We start from the raw sequence: 22,637 nt of genomic DNA, 5'->3' as shown, positions 1-22,637 counted from the left end.
ACGGAGTGTTGAGATGAACCAGCAAACGGCTGCGGCCCAAGCGAGCGGCGCGGACTACGCCGCCGGGACTTCGCTGCTCGACGACATCGTCGAGAAGAGCAAGGTCGCGAAATCCGATTCCGAGCATGCGCGTGCGAAGGACCTGATCGGCGAACTCGTGCACCAGGTGCTCGACGGCACGGTGATCGTGTCGGACAACCTGTCGGCCACGATCGACGCGCGCGTCGCGGAACTCGACCGCCTGATTTCCACGCAGCTTTCCGCGGTGATGCACGCGCCGGAATTCCAGCGCCTCGAAAGCACGTGGCGCGGGATGGACTACCTGGTCAAGGAAAGCAACACCGGCCAGACGATCAAGATCAAGGCGCTGCACGCACCGAAGCGCGACCTCGTGCGCGATTTCAAGGGCGCGAGCGAGTTCGACCAGAGCGCGCTGTTCAAGAAGGTCTACGAAGAGGAATTCGGCACGTTCGGCGGCTCGCCGTTCGGTGCGCTGATCGGCGATTACGAGATCTCGCGCCAGCCGGAAGACATGTACTTCATCGAGCAGATGTCGCACGTCGCGGCGGCCGCGCATGCGCCGTTCATCGCGTCGGCATCGCCCGAGCTGCTCGGCCTCGAGTCGTTCTCCGACCTCGGCAAGCCGCGCGACCTGGGCAAGGTGTTCGATACGGTCGAATATGCGAAGTGGAAGTCGTTCCGCGACGCCGAAGATTCGCGTTACGTCGGCCTGACGCTGCCGCGCTTCCTCGGCCGCCTGCCGTTCAATCCGAAGGACGGCCAGACCGCGGAGAACTTCAACTTCGTCGAGGACGTCGACGGCACCGACCACGACAAGTACCTGTGGTGCAACGCCGCGTGGGCGTTCGCTGCGCGCCTGACGGCCGCATTCGACGACTTCGGCTGGTGCGCGGCGATCCGCGGCGTCGAAGGCGGCGGCCTCGTCGAGGACCTGCCGACCCACACGTTCAAGACCGACGACGGTGAAGTCGCGCTGAAGTGCCCGACCGAAATCGCGATCACCGATCGCCGCGAGAAGGAGCTGAGCGACCTCGGCTTCATCCCGCTCGTCCATTGCAAGAACTCAGATTACGCCGCGTTCTTCGCTGCGCAGTCGGTGCAGAAACCCAAGAAATACAGCACCGACAGCGCGAATGCGAACGCCGTCCTGTCCGCCCAGCTTCAGTACATCTTCTCGGTATCGCGCGTCGCGCACTACCTGAAGGCGATGATGCGGGACAAGATCGGCAGCTTCGCATCGGCGCAGAACGTGGAGACTTTCCTCAACCGGTGGATTTCGCAATACGTCCTGCTCGACGACAACGCCTCGCAGGAACAGAAAGCGCAATTTCCGCTGCGCGAGGCATCCATACAAGTGTCGGAGATTCCGGGCAAGCCGGGCTCGTATCGTTCGGTCGCGTTCCTGCGCCCGCACTTTCAGCTCGACGAACTCTCGATTTCTCTGCGACTTGTCGCTGATCTGCCCAAACCGGCAAATTCATAAGCGAGTAAATCGCCCGGGCGGGCCGCCTGGGTAGGACGTTAAAACCACCTCTTTGGGGAGTCGAAGGGCCATGTTACATATGCACTTGCAGTTTGGTAGTCCCGCGGTGAAGGGCGAATCCGCGGACAAGGACCACCAGGGCTGGATCGAGCTGAAATCGTGGGATCACTCGATCGTTCAGCCGCGTTCGGCAACCGCATCGACCGCTGGCGGTCACACGATGACGCGTTGCGAACACGGCGACATGATCTTCACGAAGGAAATCGATTCGTCGAGCCCGCTGCTGTACCAACACGCTTCGGGCGGCACCACGTTCGACGAGGTGACGGTCCATTTCTCGCGCGCTGACGGTGAAGGCAAGCGCGTGCAGTATCTGGAAGTCAAGCTCAAGTACGTGATCATCTCGAGCATCGCCCCGAGCGTTCGCGAAGAAGGTCTGCCGCTCGAGACGTTCTCGCTGAAGTACGCAGCTGTGCAGTGGAAGCAAACCCAGCAGAAGATCGGCGGCAACCAGGGCGGCAACACGCAAGGCGCCTGGAGTCTGACGAAGAACGACAAGACCTACGCGGTCTAAGGTCGGTTGCGGCAACGGGGCGCACGGCGTCCCCGTTGCCGTTTTCGCTGTGCATACCGGCCGATGAAACGATTCGAACCCAGTTTTCTCGACAAGCTGTTCGACGACGAACCGCACCTGCCGGCCTCGGCAGCGATGCGGCAATTGTCGCTGGACGAGCTCAAGAACACGGTCGCCCGCGACGTCGAGGCGATCCTCAACACCCGTATCGCCCACACCGAAAACGAGCTGGCCACGCTGCCGGAGTGCCAGAAGTCGGTGCTGACCTACGGGCTGAACGATTTCGCGGGGCTGAGCCTGGCGAGTCACTACGATCGCGCGTTCATCTGCAAATCGATCCAGCAGGCCATCGCGCGCCACGAGCCGCGCCTGCAGCAGGTGCAGGTGACGTTCGAGCTGAACGAGCAGGCCACCAACGCGCTTTATTTCGCGATCCAGGCGCTGCTCGTCGTGCACCCGGCCGAGGAGCCGGTGAGTTTTGACGCGATGCTGCAGCCCTCGACGCTGCAGTATTCGGTCACGCGCGCACGCGCCGCAAGAATGCAGTAAATCAAGCCGCCGAGCGGGCCGGACCGCCCGGTGGTGGATCAGGGTCCGGCAGGAAATATTGAGGTTCGGGGTCGTCGATGGAAGAATTGCTGCCGTATTACGAGCGCGAATTATCGTTTTTGCGGCGCTATTCGCGAGATTTCGCCGAACGCTATCCGAAGATCGCGGCGCGGCTCGCGCTGTCGGGCGAGCATTGCGAGGATCCGCACGTCGAGCGGATGATCGAGTCGTTCGCGCTGCTCGGCGCGCGCATCAACAAGAAGCTCGACGACGATTACCCGGAATTCACCGAAGCGCTGCTGGAAGTGCTGTATCCGCACTACCTGCGGCCGTTCCCGTCGTGCTCGATCGCGCAGTTTACGCCGGCGTCGCCCGGCCAGCAGACCGAACCGGTCGTGATCGATCGCGGCACCGAGCTGAAGAGCCGCCCGATCCGCGGCGTGCAGTGCCGGTTCCGCACCGCCTATGACGTGACGCTCGCGCCGATCCGCATCTCGGAAGCCCGCTATACGCCGGTTGCGCTCGCGCCGAGCGCGACGGTGCTGCCGTCGAACGCGACGGGCGTGATCTCGATCACGTTCGAATCGCTCGCCGCGCAGCTCGATCTCGGCGCGCTGAAGCTGCCGACGCTGCGCGCGCACCTGCACGGCGAACAGTCGTTCGTCGCCGCGCTGACCGACTGCCTGTTCGTCAACGTGCTCGGCGCGTATGTCGAGCCCGAACGCAACGGCCGCTGGACCGCGCTGCGCAAGCTGCCGATCGCGCATGCCGGCTTCGACGAGGACGACGCGCTGATCGACTACCCGGCGAAATCGCATCCCGCGTATCGCCTGCTCACCGAATACTTCGCGTTCCCCGACAAGTTCGATTTCGTCGACTTCGACATCGCGGCGATCGCGCGCGCGAGCGGCCGCTGCCAGCGCGCGACGCTGCATCTCGTGCTGCAGGACGTGCGCAGCGATTCGCACGTCGCGCGGCTGCTCGAACTGCTGACGGCGAGCCACTTCCGGCTGTTCTGCACGCCGATCGTCAACCTGTTCCGCCAGCACGGCGAACCGATCCGCATCACGCACCGCGCGGTGTCCTACCCGGTGATCGCCGAGGCGCGGCGCGCGTTCGCGTACGAGGTGTATTCGATCGATTCGGTGAAGCTCGTGAGGCAGCAGGCGCACGAGGAGTCGGTGATCGAGTTCCGGCCGTTCTATTCGCTGCACCACGGTGAATCGGCGCGGATCGGCCATTACTGGTTCGCGCGCCGCAACGACTGGGTCGCGCAGAAGAGCCCCGGCTACGAAACCGAGATCTCGATCGTCGACATCGATTTCGAGCCGACGTCGCCGCAGACCGACACGCTGAGCCTCGACCTCACCTGCACGAACCGCGACCTGCCGGCGATGCTCGCGTTCGGGCTCGAAGGCGGCGACTTGTTCCAGGAAGGCGGCGCGCAGACGAGCGGCATTTCGCTGCTGCGCCGCCCGACGCAGAGCGTGCGCTTCGAGCGCGGCCGCGCCGCGCACTGGCGGCTCGTGTCGCATCTCGCGCTCAATCACGTGTCGCTGGTCGCGCACGGCCTCGCGCCGCTGAAGGAAATGCTGACGCTGTACGACCTGCGGCGCACCGCCGTGTCGATGCGCCAGATCGACGGCCTGGCCGGCATCGAGCAGCGCGGCGCCGTGCAGTGGCTGCCCGGCAAGCCGTTCGCGACCTTCGTGCGCGGCATCGAGATCCGCCTGACGATCGACGAGGAACACTTCGTCGGCGCGAGCCTGGCCTCGTTCGTGCGCGTGCTCGACAGCTTCTTCGGGCTGTACGTGCACCTCAACAGTTTCGTTCAACTAGTCGTCGTGTCGAAGCGCACCGGCGAGGAGATCATCCGATGCAAGCCCCGGACCGGCGAATCGATCCTGGCGTAGTCGACGCGCTGCTCGACGAGCCGCACCGCTTCGAGTTCTTCCAGGCGGTGCGCGTGCTCGAAGGGCTGTTCGCGCGGCAGGCGTCGGACGCGCCCGGCGCGTGGCGGCAGGGCGACGTGGTCGCGCAGCGCATCGAATTCCGCAATACGCTGTCGCTCGGCTTTCCGCCGAGCGAGATCGAAGGCGCGCGTTCGTTCGACGACGATGGCACCCACCTCGACACGGGCGAGGCACGCGGCGCCGCGCTCGCGGCCGGCGAGCTCGGCCACGTCGAGCTGACGCCCGCGTTCTTCGGGCTGCTCGGCGGGCAGGGCGCGCTGCCGCTGCATTACACCGAGCAGATCGTCGCGCGCGAGCACCTGAAGCGCGACCATGCGGCGCGTGCCTTCTTCGACGTGTTCTCGAACCGCGCGACCGCGCTGTTCTATGCCGCGTGGAAGAAATACCGGCTGCCGTTCCACTACGAGCTCGACCGTGACGAGCGCTATCTGCCGCTGTTGCTCGCGATCGCGGGCGTGCCGAGCGACGAGGTGCGCGACAGTCTCGCGGCCGGCGTGGGCGGCGTGCTCGACGAGGCCGTGGCCGGCTATGCGCTTGCCGCGCGGCACCGGCCGATGTCGGCCGCCTACCTGCAGCGCACGCTGTCCGACTATTTCCGCGTGCCGGTGAAGATCGACCAGTTCGTCGGCAAGTGGTACGACGTGCCGCCCGACCAGCTGAGCGTGCTCGGCGAAGTCAACGCGGTGCTCGGCGCGACGGCGCTCGTCGGCGAACGCGTGTGGCAGCGCGACATGCGCGCGCGGATCGTCGTCGGCCCGCTGTCCAAGCGCGACTACGAGGCGTTCCTGCCCGGCGGCGCGCACGCCATCGCACTGGAGCGGATGCTGACGCTGCTCGCCGGCGTCACGCTCGAATACGAAGTGAAGCTCGTGCTCAAGCGCACCGAAGTCGGCGCGAGCGTGCTCGGCGCGGGCTCGCGGCTCGGCTGGGACGCGTTCCTCTGCACGCGTGACGCGATCGACGACCGCTCCGACGCCCGCTACGAACTGCACGTGATTCATTGATTCACTCATTCCAAACGACAACAAACACGCAATCGAACCTGAGATCGACGCCATGAGCACGCCTCTGAAGACCCTGATCACGAAACTGAACCCGCTGTGCCGCCACGCGACCGAGCGTGCGGCGAGCGCGTGCCTGGCGCGCGGCCACTACGAGGTCGATCTCGAGCACCTGTTCCTCGCGTTGCTCGACGAAGCGACGGGCGACCTGCCGCTCGCACTGCGCGCGAGCCGCGTCGATCCGCACGCGCTGCACGCCGATCTCGAGCGCGAACTGACGCGCCTGAAGACGGGCAACACGCGCACGCCGGTGTTCTCCGTGCACCTGATCGCGCTGTTCGAACAGGCCTGGCTGATCGCGTCGCTCGACTCGCAGCTCGGCCGCATCCGTTCGGGGCACCTGCTGCTCGCGCTGCTGACCGCGCCCGATCTCGCGCAGTTCGCGCAGCGGATGTCGTCGCAGTTCGCGGAAATGAACGTGACGGACCTGAAGCACAAGTTCGACGAGATCATGGCCGGCTCGAGCGAAGCCGAGCCGCGTCAGGCGGACGACGAAGGGAGCGACGTCGCGCCGGCCGCCGACGGCCTGGCGCCCGCATCCGGCCCGTCGAAGACGCCCGCGCTCGACACGTACACGACCAACCTCACGCAGCGCGCACGCGACGGCAAGATCGACCCGGTGATCGGCCGCGAAGCCGAGATCCGCCAGGCGATCGACATCCTGATGCGCCGCCGCCAGAACAATCCGATCATGACCGGCGAGGCCGGCGTCGGCAAAACGGCGGTCGTCGAGGGTCTCGCGCTGCGCATCGCGGCCGACGACGTGCCGCCGCCGCTGCGCGGCGTCGCGCTGCACGTGCTCGACATGGGGCTGCTGCAGGCCGGCGCGAGCGTGAAGGGCGAGTTCGAGAACCGCTTGAAGAGCGTGATCGACGAGGTGAAGAAGAGCGCGCATCCGATCATCCTGTTCATCGACGAGGCGCACACGATCATCGGCGCGGGCGGCCAGGCCGGCCAGAACGACGCGGCGAACCTGCTGAAGCCGGCGCTCGCGCGCGGCGAGCTGCGCACGATCGCCGCGACGACGTGGAGCGAATACAAGAAGTACTTCGAGAAGGACGCGGCGCTCGCGCGGCGCTTCCAGGTCGTGAAGGTCGAGGAGCCGAGCGAGCCGCTCGCGGCCGCGATGCTGCGCGGGATGTCCGGCCTGATGGAGAAGCACTTCAACGTGCGGATCCTCGACGATGCGATCACCGAAGCCGTGCGCCTGTCGCATCGCTACATCAGCGGCCGCCAGCTGCCGGACAAGGCGATCAGCGTGCTCGACACCGCGTGCGCGAAGGTCGCGCTCGCGCACAGCGCGACGCCGGCGGCGATCGACGACACGAAGAAGCGCATCGAGCGGATCGACGCGGAAATCGCGTCGCTGGAGCGCGAGGCAGCGGGCGGCGCGTCGCACGACGAGCGGCTCGGCGAGCTGCGTGGCACGCGCGACACGGCGCTCGAGCAACTGGCGAAGGACGAAGCGCGCTATGAAGCCGAGCGCGTGATCGTCGCCGAGATCACCGAACTGCGCGAAGCGCTCGACAAGGCACGCGGCCCGTCGGAAGACGGCCAGCCGGTCGACGTGCAAGCCACCCGCGACAAGCTCGCCGAACGCGTCGCGGCGCTGCACGCGCTGCAGGACGGCGAGCCGATGGTGCCGCTGCAGGTCGACGGCCACGTGGTGGCCGAGATCGTCGCCGCGTGGACGGGCATTCCGCTCGGCCGGATGGTGAAGGACGAGATCGACACCGTGCTGAACCTGCAGCCGCTGCTCGCCGCGCGCGTGATCGGCCAGGATCACGCGCTGGAAGCGATCGCGCAGCGCGTGCGCACCGCGACCGCGAGCCTCGAGGATCCGAACAAGCCGCGCGGCGTGTTCATGTTCGTCGGGCCGTCGGGCGTCGGCAAGACCGAGACGGCGCTCGCGCTGGCCGACATCCTGTACGGCGGCGAGCGCAAGATGGTCACGATCAACATGAGCGAGTATCAGGAAGCGCACAGCGTGTCGGGCCTGAAGGGCTCGCCGCCGGGCTATGTCGGCTACGGCGAAGGCGGCGTGCTGACCGAGGCCGTGCGCCGCAACCCGTATTCCGTCGTGCTGCTCGACGAGGTCGAGAAGGCGCACCCCGACGTGCTCGAGATGTTCTTCCAGGTGTTCGACAAGGGCGCGATGGACGATGCGGAAGGCCGCGAGATCGACTTCCGCAACACGCTGATCATCCTGACGTCGAACGTCGGTTCATCCGCGGTGATGCAGGCATGCCTGAACAAGCCGGCCGAGGAGCTGCCCGATCCGGACGCGCTCGCCGAGACGCTGCGCCCGCAGCTGTACAAGACCTTCAAGCCCGCGTTCCTCGGGCGGATGAAGGTCGTGCCGTACTACCCGATTTCCGACGACGTGCTGGCCGAGATCATCGAGCTGAAGCTCGAGCGGATCCGCCGCCGGATCGAGGCGAACCACAAGGCCGCGTTCGAATGGGACGAGTCGCTCGTCGAGGCGGTGCTCGCACGCTGCACCGAGGTCGATTCGGGCGCCCGCAACGTCGACCACATCCTGAACGGCACGCTGCTGCCGGAGATCGCGGGCCACGTGCTCGGCCGGATCGCCGACGGCGAGGCCATCGCGCGCATCGCGGTGCGCGCGGACGAGGCCGGCGAATTCACGTACACCGTCGAATGAGCGTGGCCGTGCAACACAAGCATTTGATGAACTGACCGAACCATGCCGATCAATCTCCCCGAGCTGCTGACGCCGATCAGCGATGCGTCGCCCAGCGGCGACGATCTGCTGTTTTCGAACGAATTCGACGCGATCCAGGATGCGCGGCGCTACGACGATCCGACGCTCGACCAGGGCGAGTGGGTGACCGAGATCAAGGAGGCCGACTGGGGCTTCGTGGTCGACCATGCAGCCGAGCTGCTGCGCACGCGCACGAAGGACCTGCGGCTCGCCGTGTGGCTGACCGAGGCGCTCGCGCTCGAGGACGGCATCACCGGCCTCACCGAAGGCTATGCGCTGCTCGAGGGCCTGTGCCGCGACTTCTGGGACACCGTCCACCCGCTGCCCGAGGATGGCGACACCGAGCACCGGCTCGGCAACGTCGCGTGGCTGTCCGGCCGCACGGCCGAGCTGCTGCGCGCGGTGCCGATGACGGACGGCGCGTCGAACGCGTTCAGCACGCTCGACTGGGAAGTGGCGCAGCACGTCGCGCAGGCCATCAAGCGCGACCCCGAACATGCGGACGACATCGCACGCGGCAAGCCGTCGATCGAGCAGATCGATTCGTCGCGGCGCGTGACGTCGATCGCGTTCTACACCGCGTTGCTCGCGAACCTGAAGGCGTTCGAATTCGCGCTCGATGCGTTCGAGGAGCGGCTCGTCGAGCGCGCGGGCGATTCGGCGCCGAGCTTCCGGCAGGCGCGCGATGCGTTCGAGACCGTGTACCGGCTCGCCGAGCGCTTTGCGCGCGAGCAGGGCTATACGGGCAGCGCGCCGCACACGCAGGCGGCGCAGCAGGCGCAGCCCGAGCGCATCGAGCCGGTGTTCGGCAACCCGATCCAGACGGAGGAGACTCACGTGCAGCCGCAGCCCGTTCCGCGCGCCCCGGTGACGCAGATGATCGCCGGCATCCAGAACCGTGCGCAGGCCGTCGACCAGTTGCGCGCGGTCGCCCGTTACTTCCGCCAGACCGAGCCGCACAGCCCGGTCGCGTATCTCGCCGACAAGGCCGCCGAATGGGCCGACATGCCGTTGCACAAGTGGCTCGAGAGCGTCGTGAAGGACGACGGCTCGCTGTCGCATATTCGTGAGTTGCTGGGTGTGAGGCCGGACGAGCAGTCGTGAGCGACGGGCATTTGACCTGAGAGCGCGGGCCCGGCGGGCTCGCGGCAGACAAGAACGTGGATCGACGCATGAACCTGACCGAACTGGCACAGGCGATTCGCGGTGGCCTGATTCAGCAGGATCGCCTGCTGAAGACGGACATCCCATCGCTGCCGAACAACGCGCTGGTGCCGCGCCGGGCCGTGATCTGTTCCGAACTGGGCCGCGACTTCAGCGTGACGCTCGATCTCGTGTCCACCGCGAGCGACGTCGAGCTCAAGACGCTGATCGCGCAGCCGATGACGCTGTGGATCCAGCAGGTGGACCGGTCGTATCTCCCGATCAACGGCTACGTCCATACGGCGCGCCGGCTCGGCACGGACGGCAGCCTGTCCGGCTACCAGCTGACCTTCGCGTCGTGGATGCACTTCCTCAAGTTCCGCAGCGACATGCGGTACTGGCAGGACAAGCCGGTCGACGCGATCCTGGCCGACGTGTTCGATATGCATCCACAGGCCAAGGGTCGCTATCAGTTTGCGCTGTCGAAGCCGCTGCCGTCGCGGTCCTACTGTCGCCAGAGCGAAACCGACTGGAACTTCGTGCATCGCCTGATGGAAGACGAAGGGCTGTTCGGCTTCTGGCGGCACGCCGAGGACGGCAGCGCGCACACGCTCGTCATCACCGACGACCTGCACGCGCTCGACGAAGTGTCGCCGAATATCGTCCGGTTCGACCGCTCGGGAGCCGGGAGCGAAGCCACCGGATTCACGCAGTGGGCCGCGTCGCGCACCTTGCAGAGTTCGCAGCACACCACGCGCACGTTCGATTACAAATCGCCGTCGACGCCCGGCAATCCGAACGGCACGACGTTGCCCACGAAGGCCGGCCAGGGCGATCTGCCGGGCCAGACGGAGATCTACGAATACACCGGCGCATACACGTACGCGGGGCAGGACCGCGGCGAGCATCTGTCGAAGATCCGCCTCGAGGAATGGGAGTCGCGCGCGAAACGCTTCTTCGGCGTGGGCGGCGTGCGGGGGATCGACGCGGGGCGGCGCTTCACGCTGGCGGACCATCCCGAGCACGACCGCGATTCGGCGCAGGACCGGGAATTTGCGGCCTTGAAGGTGTCGCGGTACATCGAGAACAACCTGCCGATCTCGGACCACGAAGCGAACTTCCCCCACAGCCTGCAGGCGCGGCTCGCGCAGGCGAAAGCCGGTCACGGTTCGGCTGTTTCGTTCGAAGTGGGTCATGACGACGGTTCGGCCGGGTTCTATCTCGTCGAGGTCGAAGCGCAACGTGCGGCGGTGCCGTATCGCAGCCCGTTCGAGCACAAGAAGCCCGTGATGCAGCTCGAGACGGCCGTCGTCGTCGGGCCGAAGGGCGAAGAGGTGTATACGGACGAGCTGAACCGCATCAAGGTCATGTTCGTCTGGGACCGACAGAACGAGGGCACCGAAACCGCATCGTGCTGGATGCGTGTCGTGCAGTCGGATAGCGGCGGCGGCTACGGGGCCGTCCATATTCCGCGGGTCGGCGAGGAAGTGCTGATCGGTTACATCGGCGGGGACTGCGACCGGCCGATCGTGATGCATCGCGTCTACAACGGGGCAACCAGGCCGCAGTGGCATAGCGACGGCATCCTGTCGGGCTTCCGGTCGAAGGAGTACGCGGGGTCGGGGCACAACGAGATGGTGCTCGACGACGCGACCGGCCAGAACCGTGCACGCCTGTTCAGCAGCAGCGCAAATTCGCTGTTGCATCTCGGCTACCTGATCGAGCAGAACGGCAACACGCGGGGCGCGTATCTCGGCTCGGGGTTCGACTTGCGCACCGATGCGTATGGCGCCGTGCGTGCCGGGCAGGGGCTGTACGTCACGACGCATCCGAAGCAGGCGAACAGCCAGCCGCTCGACGTGCGCGAGACGCAACAGCAGCTCGTCAATGCCGAGGGGCTGATCGAATCGTTGTCGCAGGTCAGCGAAGCGCATCAGGCGGAAAGCCTCGGCAACGGTCAAGACGCGCTGAAGACATTCACCGACGCGACGCAGGAGAGCTTGGCAGGCGCGTCGTCTGGCGGCCGAACCGCCGGCGGCGGGACGGGGAATGCGAATGCGTTCAAGGAGCCGGTGATGCTGTTCGCGAGCCCGGCGGGGATCGGGATGGCGTCGCAGCAGTCGGTGCATGTCGCGAGCGACCGGCAGACCAATATCGTCAGCGGTCAAAGCACCTTCATCACGAGCGGCAAGTCGCTGATCGCCGGCATCCGCGACCGCATCAGCCTGTTCGCGCAGAATGCCGGAATGAAGCTGTTCGCCGCGAAGGGCAACGTCGAGGTTCAGGCGCACGCAGACAACATCGAGCTGACCGCGCAGAAGACGGTGAAGCTGGTGGCGGCGACCGAGGCCATCGATGTGGCCGCGAAGCAGGAGGTTCTGCTGACGTCGGGTGGCGCCTATATCCGGATCAAGGGCGGCAACATCGAGATTCACGCGCCGGGGAAGATCGATATCAAGGGCGCGCAGCACCAGTTCAGCGGGCCGACGAGCATGCCGTATCCGCTGCCCGCGATGCCGGGCGGCACGTGCAAGCAATGCGTGCTGAACGCGCATAGCGGGCGCGAATCGATGGTCGAGGCGGATTGATGGACGAGGTCAACGACACGGGCGATGTGGTCGATCGGGACGACGCCGTCGAGCCAGGCGAAGTCGTCGACACCGCGCCGAATCCGCGCGAGCCGGCGTGGCCGGCGTTCCTGGAATCACTGAAGGCTTCGCTGGCGCATGCGGACGACGACGGCAGGGCGATGCGGCTTTATGTGCTCGTCGATACGCGCGGCTATCAGGAGCTGGATGTGCAGCTCGCGACGGTGCGCGGCCTGCGCTATGCGTCGCTCTGGATCGATACCGGGCTCGATGCCTATACCGATATCGCGCCGTACCTGATCGCGTTCGAGCGCGACGCGCTCGACGACGAGCATGGCGGGCAGCATCGGCTGCTGCGCCAGCTGTGGCTCGATGCAGTCGATCTGCATGCGGTGACGTGGCTGTGGTCGACGTGGACGTTCGATGCGCTCGACGCGCATCTGCGCCGGTATGTGCAGTACAAGCTGCCCAATGGTCGCTCGTACTACCTGTTCTTCTTCAACAACCACGTATTCGAACGTCTGCGGCAGGTGTGGAGCGATGCGCAGGCGCGGCAGTTCGTTGCGCCGTTCACCGAGATCCGGTATCGCGATCGTCGGCTCGACGAGGTCGTGTGGCGCAACGATGCGCCGGCGATCGAAGGCGCGGCGCCGGCAGCCGATGCGCCGGGCCTGAGCGAGCAGCAGCACGCTCGGTTGATCGAGCTCGGGTATCCGGACAAGCTCGTGCTGAAGTTTCGCGAGACGATGGGGGCGGTGGTCGATCACTTGTCGGATGCGGACCTTCACGATCAGGTCGTCGAGCAGCTCGATCGCGCGGCGGCGCACGGGATTGCCGATGAGATCGGGCTGCTCTGCTATGTCGTGACCGGCGTGCAGGTTGCGCCGCGGTTCGACGAGCACCCGGCCGTGAAGTCGTCGCTCGAAGCCGTGTCGCGCGGGGAAACGAGCGTCGATGCGGCGCTTGCGTCGATCGACGATGCGACCTGGGATGCGATTCGCGACGCGCATGAGCGCGCGTTGCTGGAGGCGGGGCACGGCTGAGTCGGATACGCTCGATCAGGGGCGCGGGCATGCGCAGATCGGCATCGCATGCCGGACCGCCTTCGAGCAGCGTGCGGCGATGATCGATCACATATGCAAAACCGACGCTTGCTCGTCATTGGGCGGCGTTCGAGACGTCACTCAGAAGGGAAACATCGATGCATAGAGGAACGAAACTGGCGCGTATGACGGCTCGTGTTCTGGCGACTTGCCTGTTGTTCGCCGCCGTGACGGCCTGTGGTAAATCCGAGCCGACCTACAGCGGGATTTCGGTCATGGGCCGGAACTATCTGCCGTACAACATGAACGGTTTCACCATCACCGATGGTTACGGCAACAAGGCAAGCGGTGGCGGAGACGATCCGCCGGGCGCAGGTGGCGGCAGTGTGGCGTGTTGCTACACGCTCAAAGGCACCGAATTTACGGTCAAGTGGAAGTACTACGATGCAGATCGATGGACGATGGACGACTCGCATGCGCAGCAAGTCGAGACCAAGGTCGTGATGCCGCCGTCGGCCGTTCCTGAGAAAGTCGGCAGCCGGATTCTCGAAGTTCATTTCTATCCGGATCGTCACGTCGAGTTTCAGTTCCCGGGCCAACTGCTGGACGAATCGCGCATTCCGGTCGTGGATGTTTCCCGATGGATGGCGACGCACTATCAGGAGCAACTGGACAAGAAATTCGACGACACGGATGGACAGTCGCATCGGCGCATTGCGCGTGCCGTTGCGACGGCGTGGCTTAAATACCAGCTGACCGACCGGAACGACCTCGAGCAGTACGCGTATTTCAGTTTGCTCGTGAACAGTCGATTCGATGCGCATCCGGAAGTGCAGCGGATCTTGCGGGCTGCGGCCGGAAAGCCTGGTGCGTTCGCCAAGTCGATGCAATCGCTGTCGAAGAACGTATTGGCCGAACTGGCAAGCGGCAAGTTCAAGCCGTTGAACGTACCGACGATTCCCGACGGCCTGGTGCCGCCGCCGCGCGTAGAGGAGAAGCAGCATGGCTGAGAGAATCAAGCTCGATCCGGATGACGCGACACCGATGTCCACATACATGCAGCTTGTCTGCCAGGACGCAAACATGTATCCGAAAGGGGACTGTTTGCCATGTGGCGCGACGATCCGCATGGGATTTTTCTTCGATGCGTTTGGCAGAAGTCGCGATATTGACGACAAGTCGAGCTCGCAATATTCAAACATCTGCCGTTTGTGGGAAGCGCACCGCGACAACGATGACAGGCATCGGCCGGTCAATCAGTTCTGGTTCCGTTTCTATTATTCGGGACTGGGCACGCCGCTCAATGAGTCAGCCAAGTCCAATGAATGGATCAATGCGGGCGTAGCCGCGGCCAAGATGGGAGGCAAGAAGGCGCTGAGCGGAGCGGAGTCGGTCGCCAAGTCGTTCACGCGCGTCAATACGCCAATCAAACAGGCCAGCGTGAAAACGCGTGTCGACGATGTGAAGAAGCAGTTCATCGAGAACTTTCTCGAGGGGGATTTTTCGCTTCGGCCAATCGATAAGGCCTTCCAGGATCTTCGGAAGGATATCGAGCGCATTCCCGCTCAGGCGCGGCGCGTCATGAATGTGGTGAATGCGTCGCCGGAGCGATATTGGGAACGCACCAAGGCGACCGGAACGCTGTTGTGGCGCAACGCGAAGAACGATTTCAAGAACAACGTCAAAGGCGCCCCGATGAAGGCGGGCTGGGCGGTTGCGCGAAGTCTGTTTGTCGGCATAGCGATGGAGAACGTGCCGATCGTGCGTGACAATTCCGTCATGGCCAAGGCTTTCGGGACGGGTGTCGATACGCGGTTGATCGCAGCCAAAGATCAGTTCGAAGAGGCGTACCACGCGGTCAAGAAGCAGATGCCGAAGGTTCGGGCCATCGAGGTATCGGTGTTCGGCGCGGACCGTGGGTGTGTGCTCGCGCGTGCGTTTGTCAACGACCTAGCGGAGAAATACAAGCGCAGGGACGACATGGATCTCGCCATTGACGGCGTACCGATTCAGATCAAGTTTGTCGGCCTGCTCGATGCTGTTTCGTCGGCGATGTCGGAAGAGGCCGGCGAGCTGATCGGCATGGTTCCGTATCTGGGGATGATCAAGACCAGCTACAAGGATCGAGCCCTGGGCATACCGGCCAGTGTGCAGCGCTGCGTTCATTTTGCCGCGGCGCACGAGATGCGCTTTTATCAGCGTCTCGACAGTCTCGAGAAGACTCGCGGCGAGCAATTCCTTTATCCGGGTACGAGTTGCGACGTCGTTGGCGGCGCACCCAAGGGTTCGCTTGGCTTCAATGCCGAGTTGATGCGGATTCCTCTGCGAGACATGCTGCTGGAGGCGTTGAAGGCAGGGGCCGTCATGGATACGATGGAGGATCTGCGAGATAAGAAGCCGGACACCTTCCGGAAATTCACGATTGCACAGCCGATCAATGCAGACGGCAAGCAATATCGCATCAAGCAACTCGTCGATGCGTACTACGCCCTCGTCCCCCGCAAACCCGGCGCCGACTTCATGGAGCATTCGAAAGTCTTCATGCGCTGGATCTCGGCCCGCTATATGGACCCCGAATTCCGTCGCACGATCGCTGACCCCGTCGCCGACTGGAAGCGCAACATGGGCGACGCCGACCTGCAGCGCAAGACCGCGAAGTCGCAACTCGACTGGGAACTGCAGCGACAAGGCATCAACATGAGTATGCTGGCCAGCCGCAGCCCGGATGATCAGGCGAAGCTTCGGGGAATGAAGGCGGCGAGCGACGCGGCGCAAAAACGCTATGAGAAGTTGATCGCGGAGGCGCCGAATGACTATTCGACGGTGTGGGAGCGTCTCGAAAAGGAAGCGGCAAAGAAGCTGCGCAGCGCGTCGTACCAGGACGGCTGGAAGCAATCCGCGGAGCACATCCGAAATCTGCCGGAAACGTGGGATTCTGATAACAAGGTCAGCGCGGCTACGGTCGAGGCCGCTATGCTGCCCGAAGCTGAAATGGAGCTCGTGTCGGCCTGGAAGGAAGGGATCGAAGGCAAGCACCCGCTTCCGCCCGACGTGATGGCACTGTTCGACATGCTCGTCCACGACACACTGCTGACGAGCTGGCAGGACCATGTGCTGGCGCCGTCACTGTACTTCCGGACACGCGACAAGGATACGTTCGGGTCGAGTGATCTCGACAAGGAAGCGAAACAGCGCAAGAAGGACGACCTCGCCGCCGCCCGTATCGACCAGGCCGCCAAGCAGAGCCAGGAATGGGCGAAAAGGTACAAGGGCGGCGCGACGCCTCCCGTTCATTGACGGCCGGTCGCCGCCCATGAAAAACGGGCGGCGACAATTCCCGTCGCCGCCCGCATCGGATGATCGCCCGCCGGCTCGCGATGGAGCCGGCCGCCCTCCGCAAACTTACTGCCCCACCCGGAACTCGATCCGCCGATTCCGTGCCCGCCCATCCGCCGTATCGTTCGGCGCGATCGGCTGATCCGGCCCGACGCCCGTCGTCGTCATCTGCTGCGGCGGAATGCTCTTCGTGATCAGGTAGCCCTTCACCGAATCCGCGCGCGCCTGGCTCAGCGCGATGTTCGACGTGCGGTTCCCCGAGTTGTCGGTGTGGCCGATGATGTCGACCGTGCGGTTCTGCATCTTCGCGAGCGCGGCCGCCATCTGGTCGAGAATCAGCTTGCCCTGCGGCGTGAGCGTCGCGCTGCCCGTCTCGAACTCGATCGTCCGGTTCGCGAGCGTCTGGTCGAGCACGCCCTGTTCGGACGCCGACACGCGCAGCCCGTTCTTGATCGTATACGTCGGGTTCAGCGTGTTCGCCATGTCGCTCGCGAGCTGCTGGCGTTGCGCCTCGTTGTGCACCTCGCCCTTCATCTCGATCTGCGTGCCGTTGATCTTCAACTGCCCCTTGCTGATCTGCTTGAGCTGCGTGCCGAGCAGCTTCTGCACGTTCGCGCTCCAGTTCGGCGGCGTTGCGACATCGCCCACCTCGATCTGGTCGACGACGTTCGTCGCGCCGTAGGTATCGCGCAGCTTCTGCAGCACGGCGGCCTTGGTCGCCTCGTCGGGCACCTTGCCGCCGACGACCACCTGGCCGGGCGTCGCGGTCGCGGGCGGCGGCGTGACGGTGTTCGCGGTGCCGGCCGTGCCGTGCACGACGGCGCCGGACGCCGTCCCCGGCGCGGCGCCGGGGTTCGCGGACAGCGCGGTGGTCGCGACCGTGCCGTTGCCGACCGGCGTGACGGTCGCGCCGGTGTTCTGCGCGAAGGCCGCGCCGCTGGCGAAGAGCCCGGCGGCGAGGAGGGCGGCGACGGCGGGCGAGCGCGCGGCCGAAAAGCGCGTGCGCCGGGCTTGAATCGTGCAATGCATCCCGTCAGCCTCCGATGAACGCTTCGCGGAACGCGTCGATGGCGACACGCAGCGAGAGTTGCGGTTGGTCGAGGTAGCTGACGAGCTTGCTGATCTGGTGATCGTTTTGCGCATGGGCGTCGATCCACTCGGGATCGTCGATGTCGATGTTGTGGGCGGCGTAGGTCTGCGGGTCGACGACGCTCAGCAGCGTCTTCGCCGACGCGCCGTTGAAGCCGATGATGAGCCGTTCGCGCTCGGCGATCGTGCCGATGAAGATCGCGAGCTCGAAGTCGGCCTGCGCGACGAACGGCGCGATCAGTTCGAGCCAGAACGCGGCGACGAGGCTGCGGTAGAACGGATCGACCGGCAGCGGCAGCGTGAGGCCGCGCTCGATGTGCGACGAGCCGCTCTGCATCACCGGCCGCAGCAGCGAGCCGAGCGCGAGCATCGCGCCGCGCAGCCGCACCGGATGACCGCTTTCCAGCAGCATTTCCTGGAGGCCGTGCAGCGTCTGGTGCTCGACGAAATCGTTGAAGGTGCCGTCATGCGACGTGCCGGGGCCGCCGATGTCGATCGGCACCTGCGTGTCGCCGAGCGCCTGCAGCGCGCCGGGCGGCTCGTCCTTGCCGAGCAGCGGCGGGATCTGCGTGGCGACGCGCGACCACAGCCGCGCGAACGCGAGCGGGCTGCGCGCGAGGAACGCGAGCGGCCGGTCGACCTCGAGCGCGGTCGCGCCGAGGAATGGGAAGCGGCGCATCGACACGTCGTGGCTCGCGACCATGTGGCCCGCGATCGCGAGCTTGCTGCGCGAGCCGAGGAACGCGAAATGCATCGGCTTCGCATCCTCGTAGACGAGCTTCCAGCGCGGATCTTCCGCAAGCAGCTCGAGCGCCTGCGCGATCCAGCGATCGAGCGTCTGCAGCAACTGCGGGTTGTGCGGGCTCTTCACGAAGTCGCCGCGCGACGGAATCTTGCCGAAGTAGGCGATCTGCGCCTGTACGGTTTGCGTCATTGCGCCCCCTGGGCATGCGTTGCGTTGGCGGCCGCGACGGCCGGCGCTGCGGCCGGCGTGCCCGTGCCGGCGGTCTGGGTTGCGTTCTGCGCGGCGCCCGCGCTCGCGTCGGCGACCGACGACGGCAGCTGCAGGCCACGCAGGCTCTGCTGCTGCGGCTGGTCACCGCCGCCGCCGGACGGTTGCGACGTGCTGATGATGCGCATCGTCACCGACACGTTCACGCTGCCTTGCGCCCACGTCAGGTCGAAGGTGCCGTCCGGACGGCGTTTGCGCTGCGCCGAGTTGATCAGCTTCTCGAGACCGTAGCGGCCCGGCTCGTTGACGAGCTGCACCGTGCGGCCGTCGAAGGTCGTCGCGGACAGCGTCGCGCCCGGCGAGCCCTGCGGGTTCGGCCACACGAAGTTGGTCCACTGCGGCGGCGTGTTGCGGTAGCGCAGCTGCTGGCCGTCGATCGCGATCGTATATTCCGTCGTGCCCGTGCTCGGCTGCGGCAGGATCTGGAACACGGTCTGCGGCTCGGACGACGCGGCGGCGCTGCCTGCCGCACCGCCGGCGAGCGGCGCGACCCAGCGTGCGAAGCCGTTCGTGAAGTCCGGCGTGAGGCCGATGCCCATGTCGCCCCACGTGCGGGCGGCGAGGGTGTCGCCGCGGCGCACCGCGAGCGGCCCGAGCGTCGTGCCGACGAACTTCGCGATCGAACCGTCCGGACCGAACACCTGCGCGATTTCACCGGCGCCGGCCTCGACCTTCGCGCTCGCCGCGAACGGGTACTTCGTCGCGAGCGAGTTCTGGAACGGCTGGTAGACCTGCGCGTTCCACACCTTGTTGACTTCGGCGCTGGCCGGCTGGATCACGACCGCGAACGCCTGCATCAGCGGCCGCACCAGCAGCGGACGCAGCGACTTGCGTTGCGAATCGGTGAGGCCCGTCAGCATCTGCTCGTCGACGAGCTTCAGCGAATCGGCGAGTTCCGAACCGTTGCCGTCGAGCGTCTGCTGCATCAGCTGGCGTGCGCCCGGGCCCGGGTCGCCCTGGTTCTTGATCACGTTGAAGCGCGTGCGGACCTTCGACAGCGATTCCATGTAGCCCTTGAGCATCGACGTGCCGTCATGCAACGCGACGATCCGCGCGAGCCCGATGAACTCCTGGCCGATCGGACCCATCGGCACCTCGGCCGGATTGCCGTTGATGTCGATGTTGGCGGCCGCCACCTGGCCGGCCGGCGAGCGCGAGAACAGTTGCTTGACCCAGTTCACGACGCCCGTCTGTGCCTTCTTGATCGTCACGTTCGCGAGCGACGGGTTGTCCCACGAGGTCTGGTCGTACGCGGTCTCGAGGATCTTGCGGATCGGCGAATCCTGCGGGTCGCCGAGGCGGTTCATCCCGTCGACGGCCTGGCCGAAGCTGCTGAAGCCCTGCACCGCGATGCCCTGCATGAACTTCTGCCAGTGCTGTGCGTACTCGGTCTTGTACATGCCGACCAGCGTCTTCTGGATCTGCTCGGGGCTGCCCTCGAGCGTCAGGTCGTCCTGCGTCGACGTGTTCAGCACCCAGTCCTTCGCCTGCAGTTCCTTGGTCGCCGCGTCGCGGATCGCCGGCTGCACGTAGTCGAACCACGCTTCGCGCGTGAACGTGCCCGGAATCGCGTAGCTGCCGGCCACGAGCCCCTGGTTGCCGTCGCCGACGATGCGCGCGATGGTCATCGGCGCGAAGCGGGTCGACGCGCGTGCCTTGATTTCCTCATAGACGCGCTGGCGGGCCGGCATCCCGCGCACGACGTGGCGCAGGTTCTCGCGGGTCTGGTCGACGAGCGCGAGGTTCGCGTCGATCATCGGCCAGTTGTCGTCGTTCACGCGGGCCAGGTAGAACGAGATCATGCGTTCCGCGCTCTTGATCATCTCGTCACGCGGCATGTTGCCGCGATTCGTCTCGAGCCAGCCGCGCCAGAAGCGGGCGAGCTGGTCGGTCAGGTGCGCCTGCTCGACGTGACGCTTGTCGGACAGCATCAGGTACGTCTTGAGCGCGTTGTATGCGTCCTGCACGTTGGTCGGCGACGCATCGCTGTAGAGGCCGCCCTGCGGTGCGGCCGGCTGCTGCGCTGCGGCCGGCGCGGCGCCAGACGCGGCCAGTGCGGCACCGGCCTGCGGCGCGGCGCCCGCCGCGTTCGTCGAGACCGGCATCGTGCCGCCCTGCACGGCGCCCGATTCGGGCGGGCGCGTCATCGGCACGAGCTGTTCGGGGTGCGCGTTCACGTCCTTCATGAACGACGCGAGGTTCTGCGACACCGGGGCCAGCAGGATCTGCCGCACGCCGTTGTAGTACTCGGTCAGCAGGTGCTGCTCGAGACGGTCGCCCTGGTACAGGCCGAGCGACACAGAAATCGGCTTGTCGCGGCGGAACTGCTCGAGTTGCTCGATCCGGTCCTCGAGGATGTCCATCGCCTGCAGGCGCGACTGCAGGTCATTGCGGCCCTGCTGCAGGCGCGTGACGTTGTCGAGGTCGGCCTGCACGTTCGCGACGAGCTGCTGGTTGCCGATCGTCGACCAGGTCCAGCCGCCGAGCGCGAGCGCGAGCGCCGCGACGAAGCCGAAGAAGGTCGCGTAGCGCAGCCGCGTCTTGGTCGGGCTGGCGAACTGCCGCACCGTCTGGCGGTCCGCGAAGATCACCTTCGAGAACAGGTCGCGCAGGAAGAAGCCGTTCTTCGAGAACGCGCTGTGCGGCTTCGGTAGCGCGGCGCCGTCGAGGCCGAAGCGATGCGCGATGCGCTGCGCGGCCGCGCTGTTGGTTTCGCCTTCCTGCAGCGCGCTGGTGAAGTAGAAGCCGCGGAAGATCGGCTTGTACTGGAACGGGTTGTTCTCGAACAGCGTCGCGAGGAACGCGCGCAGCGACGGCTTGATCGTCGAGAATTCGAGCGGGAAGCTCAGCTGGCCCGGCGACAGCTGGTTGCCGCGCGACAGCGACAGCTGCGCGACGCTGATCTCCTTCAGCCCTTCGTAGAGTTCCTCGAAGTGCGTGTCGAACTGCGCGACGACGTCACGCTTGTCGTCGGGTTCGTAGGGCAGGGTGGCGCCCCACACGCGGTCGTACTCGTGCTTGTCGCTGCTGCTGAAGAATTCGGTGAAGCCGGTGATCAGGTCGGCCTTCGTGAACATCACGTAGACCGGCGCGAACACTTCGAGCTTCTCCGTCAGCTCCTGAACGCGCTGGCGGAGGTTTTTCGCGAGGTTGATCGCGAATTCGGGGCGGTTGCCGGTGAGTTCGGCGATGCTCGCGGTGACGATGATGCCGTTGATCGGCGCTTTCGGGCGGTAGCGCTTGAGCAGGCCGAGGAAGCCGAGCCACTCGCTGCGGTCTTCTTCATGCACCGAATAGCGGCCGGCCGTATCGAGCAGGATCCCCTCGGTCGTGAAGAACCAGTCGCAGTTACGCGTACCGCCGATGCCGTGGATCACGGCGCTGTTCTTGTCCGCGAACGGGAACTGCAGGCCGGAATTGAGCACGGCGCTGCTCTTGCCCGCGGCCGGGTTGCCGATCACGATGTACCACGGCAGTTCGTACAGGGCGGAGCCGCCCGACACCTGGCCGATCTTCGACGTCTTGATCGTCTTCACCGCGTCCGACAGGCGCGTGCGCAGCACGTCGAGGTCGGCCGTCTTCGCGTCGGAGGCGAGCGCGGCGGCGGCGGGCGCGGCGATCTTGCCGGTTTCCGCCTGCTCTTCCAGCACCTGGCCGAGCTGCTGGTTCGCGCGCTTCACGCGCCAGCGGCGCCACAGCGCGACGACGAGCCACAGCGCGAGGATCGCCGCGAAGGCGATCGCCGCCCATAGGAGCGGCAGCTGCAGCATGTCGGCGACGATGAAGAGGATGGCCGCTAGCGCGACGATCCCGACGATCGAGAGCGTACGCGGATGAGTCAGCACGTTGAGGATGCGTTGCATAGGACGTTCAGGTTCCGGTGCGATTCGATGAGGCGACGCAGGCGCGCCGAGCGGCAAGGGTGGCGCCGCGATGTGTCGCCATGCTGTCAAACGGGATGAAGGGGGCTGGCATCAATGCGCCCGCGGCATCGGAGAAGGCGCGCGCATTAACGAAAGGACGCTGTGAGATTTAAAACG

General features: G+C 65.7%; 14 protein-coding genes. 11 read left to right on the top strand and 3 right to left on the bottom strand.

Annotated elements, in window-relative coordinates; translation table 11 throughout:
* Positions 1–13: 13 nt before the first annotated feature.
* From tssC to LGM56_RS32795, 11 genes are all read left to right on the top strand, one after another.
* Complete coding sequence (gene tssC / locus LGM56_RS32845; RefSeq protein WP_011350759.1) at positions 14–1,504, top strand: type VI secretion system contractile sheath large subunit; 1,491 nt, start codon at positions 14–16, stop codon at positions 1,502–1,504.
* Between the two features lie 70 nt (positions 1,505–1,574).
* Complete coding sequence (locus LGM56_RS32840) at positions 1,575–2,078, top strand: Hcp family type VI secretion system effector (RefSeq protein WP_006477093.1); 504 nt, start codon at positions 1,575–1,577, stop codon at positions 2,076–2,078.
* 63 nt (positions 2,079–2,141) lie between these two features.
* On the top strand, positions 2,142–2,627 hold the full coding sequence (tssE, locus tag LGM56_RS32835) for a type VI secretion system baseplate subunit TssE (RefSeq protein WP_021161818.1): 486 nt from the start codon (positions 2,142–2,144) through the stop codon (positions 2,625–2,627).
* 77 nt (positions 2,628–2,704) lie between these two features.
* Entirely contained in the window at positions 2,705–4,540 is a 1,836-nt protein-coding gene (gene tssF, locus LGM56_RS32830) for a type VI secretion system baseplate subunit TssF (RefSeq protein WP_089424357.1), read from the top strand.
* The gene (gene tssG / locus LGM56_RS32825; protein WP_226207843.1) at positions 4,504–5,604 is read left to right on the top strand and encodes a type VI secretion system baseplate subunit TssG; all 1,101 of its coding nucleotides are present in this window, start codon (positions 4,504–4,506) and stop codon (positions 5,602–5,604) included. Before tssF ends, tssG begins: the two co-directional genes overlap by 37 nt.
* Positions 5,605–5,656: 52 nt before the next feature.
* Positions 5,657–8,326, top strand: a complete 2,670-nt coding sequence (gene tssH, locus LGM56_RS32820; RefSeq protein WP_226207842.1) for a type VI secretion system ATPase TssH — start codon at positions 5,657–5,659, stop codon at positions 8,324–8,326.
* Positions 8,327–8,368: 42 nt separating this feature from the next.
* A complete protein-coding gene (tssA, locus tag LGM56_RS32815; protein ID WP_226207841.1) occupies positions 8,369–9,490 on the top strand; it encodes a type VI secretion system protein TssA in 1,122 nt (373 codons plus the stop codon).
* A 68-nt stretch (positions 9,491–9,558) separates the two neighbouring features.
* Positions 9,559–12,117 (top strand): type VI secretion system Vgr family protein, encoded by a 2,559-nt coding sequence (locus LGM56_RS32810; protein ID WP_226207840.1) that lies wholly within the window; start codon positions 9,559–9,561, stop codon positions 12,115–12,117.
* Positions 12,117–13,160 (top strand): DUF4123 domain-containing protein, encoded by a 1,044-nt coding sequence (locus LGM56_RS32805; RefSeq protein ID WP_226207839.1) that lies wholly within the window; start codon positions 12,117–12,119, stop codon positions 13,158–13,160. Before LGM56_RS32810 ends, LGM56_RS32805 begins: the two co-directional genes overlap by 1 nt.
* Positions 13,161–13,318: 158 nt before the next feature.
* A complete protein-coding gene (locus LGM56_RS32800; RefSeq protein WP_226207838.1) occupies positions 13,319–14,170 on the top strand; it encodes a hypothetical protein in 852 nt (283 codons plus the stop codon).
* Positions 14,163–16,457 carry a DUF2235 domain-containing protein gene (locus LGM56_RS32795; RefSeq protein WP_226207837.1) on the top strand — a complete coding sequence of 765 codons (2,295 nt, stop codon included), beginning with the start codon at positions 14,163–14,165 and terminating at the stop codon, positions 16,455–16,457. The genes LGM56_RS32800 and LGM56_RS32795 overlap by 8 nt, the downstream gene beginning before the upstream one ends.
* 105 nt (positions 16,458–16,562) lie before the next feature.
* Here LGM56_RS32795 and LGM56_RS32790 read toward each other — a convergent pair whose 3' ends face one another.
* The 3 genes from LGM56_RS32790 to tssM are packed head-to-tail and all read right to left on the bottom strand — an operon-like array spanning position 16,563 to position 22,460.
* On the bottom strand, positions 16,563–17,525 hold the full coding sequence (locus LGM56_RS32790; protein WP_226207836.1) for an OmpA family protein: 963 nt from the start codon (positions 17,523–17,525) through the stop codon (positions 16,563–16,565).
* Positions 17,526–17,529: 4 nt separating this feature from the next.
* A complete protein-coding gene (gene tagF, locus LGM56_RS32785) occupies positions 17,530–18,519 on the bottom strand; it encodes a type VI secretion system-associated protein TagF (protein WP_069246999.1) in 990 nt (329 codons plus the stop codon).
* Complete coding sequence (gene tssM / locus LGM56_RS32780; RefSeq protein WP_226207835.1) at positions 18,516–22,460, bottom strand: type VI secretion system membrane subunit TssM; 3,945 nt, start codon at positions 22,458–22,460, stop codon at positions 18,516–18,518. Before tssM ends, tagF begins: the two co-directional genes overlap by 4 nt.
* Between the last annotated feature and the right edge of the window lie 177 nt (positions 22,461–22,637).

It is taken from the genome of Burkholderia sp. AU38729 (assembly GCF_020419725.1).
Classification (GTDB): Bacteria; Pseudomonadota; Gammaproteobacteria; order Burkholderiales; family Burkholderiaceae; genus Burkholderia.
Note: the sequence above shows the minus strand (reverse complement) of the source record. Positions and strands in the feature narration are given on the sequence as shown.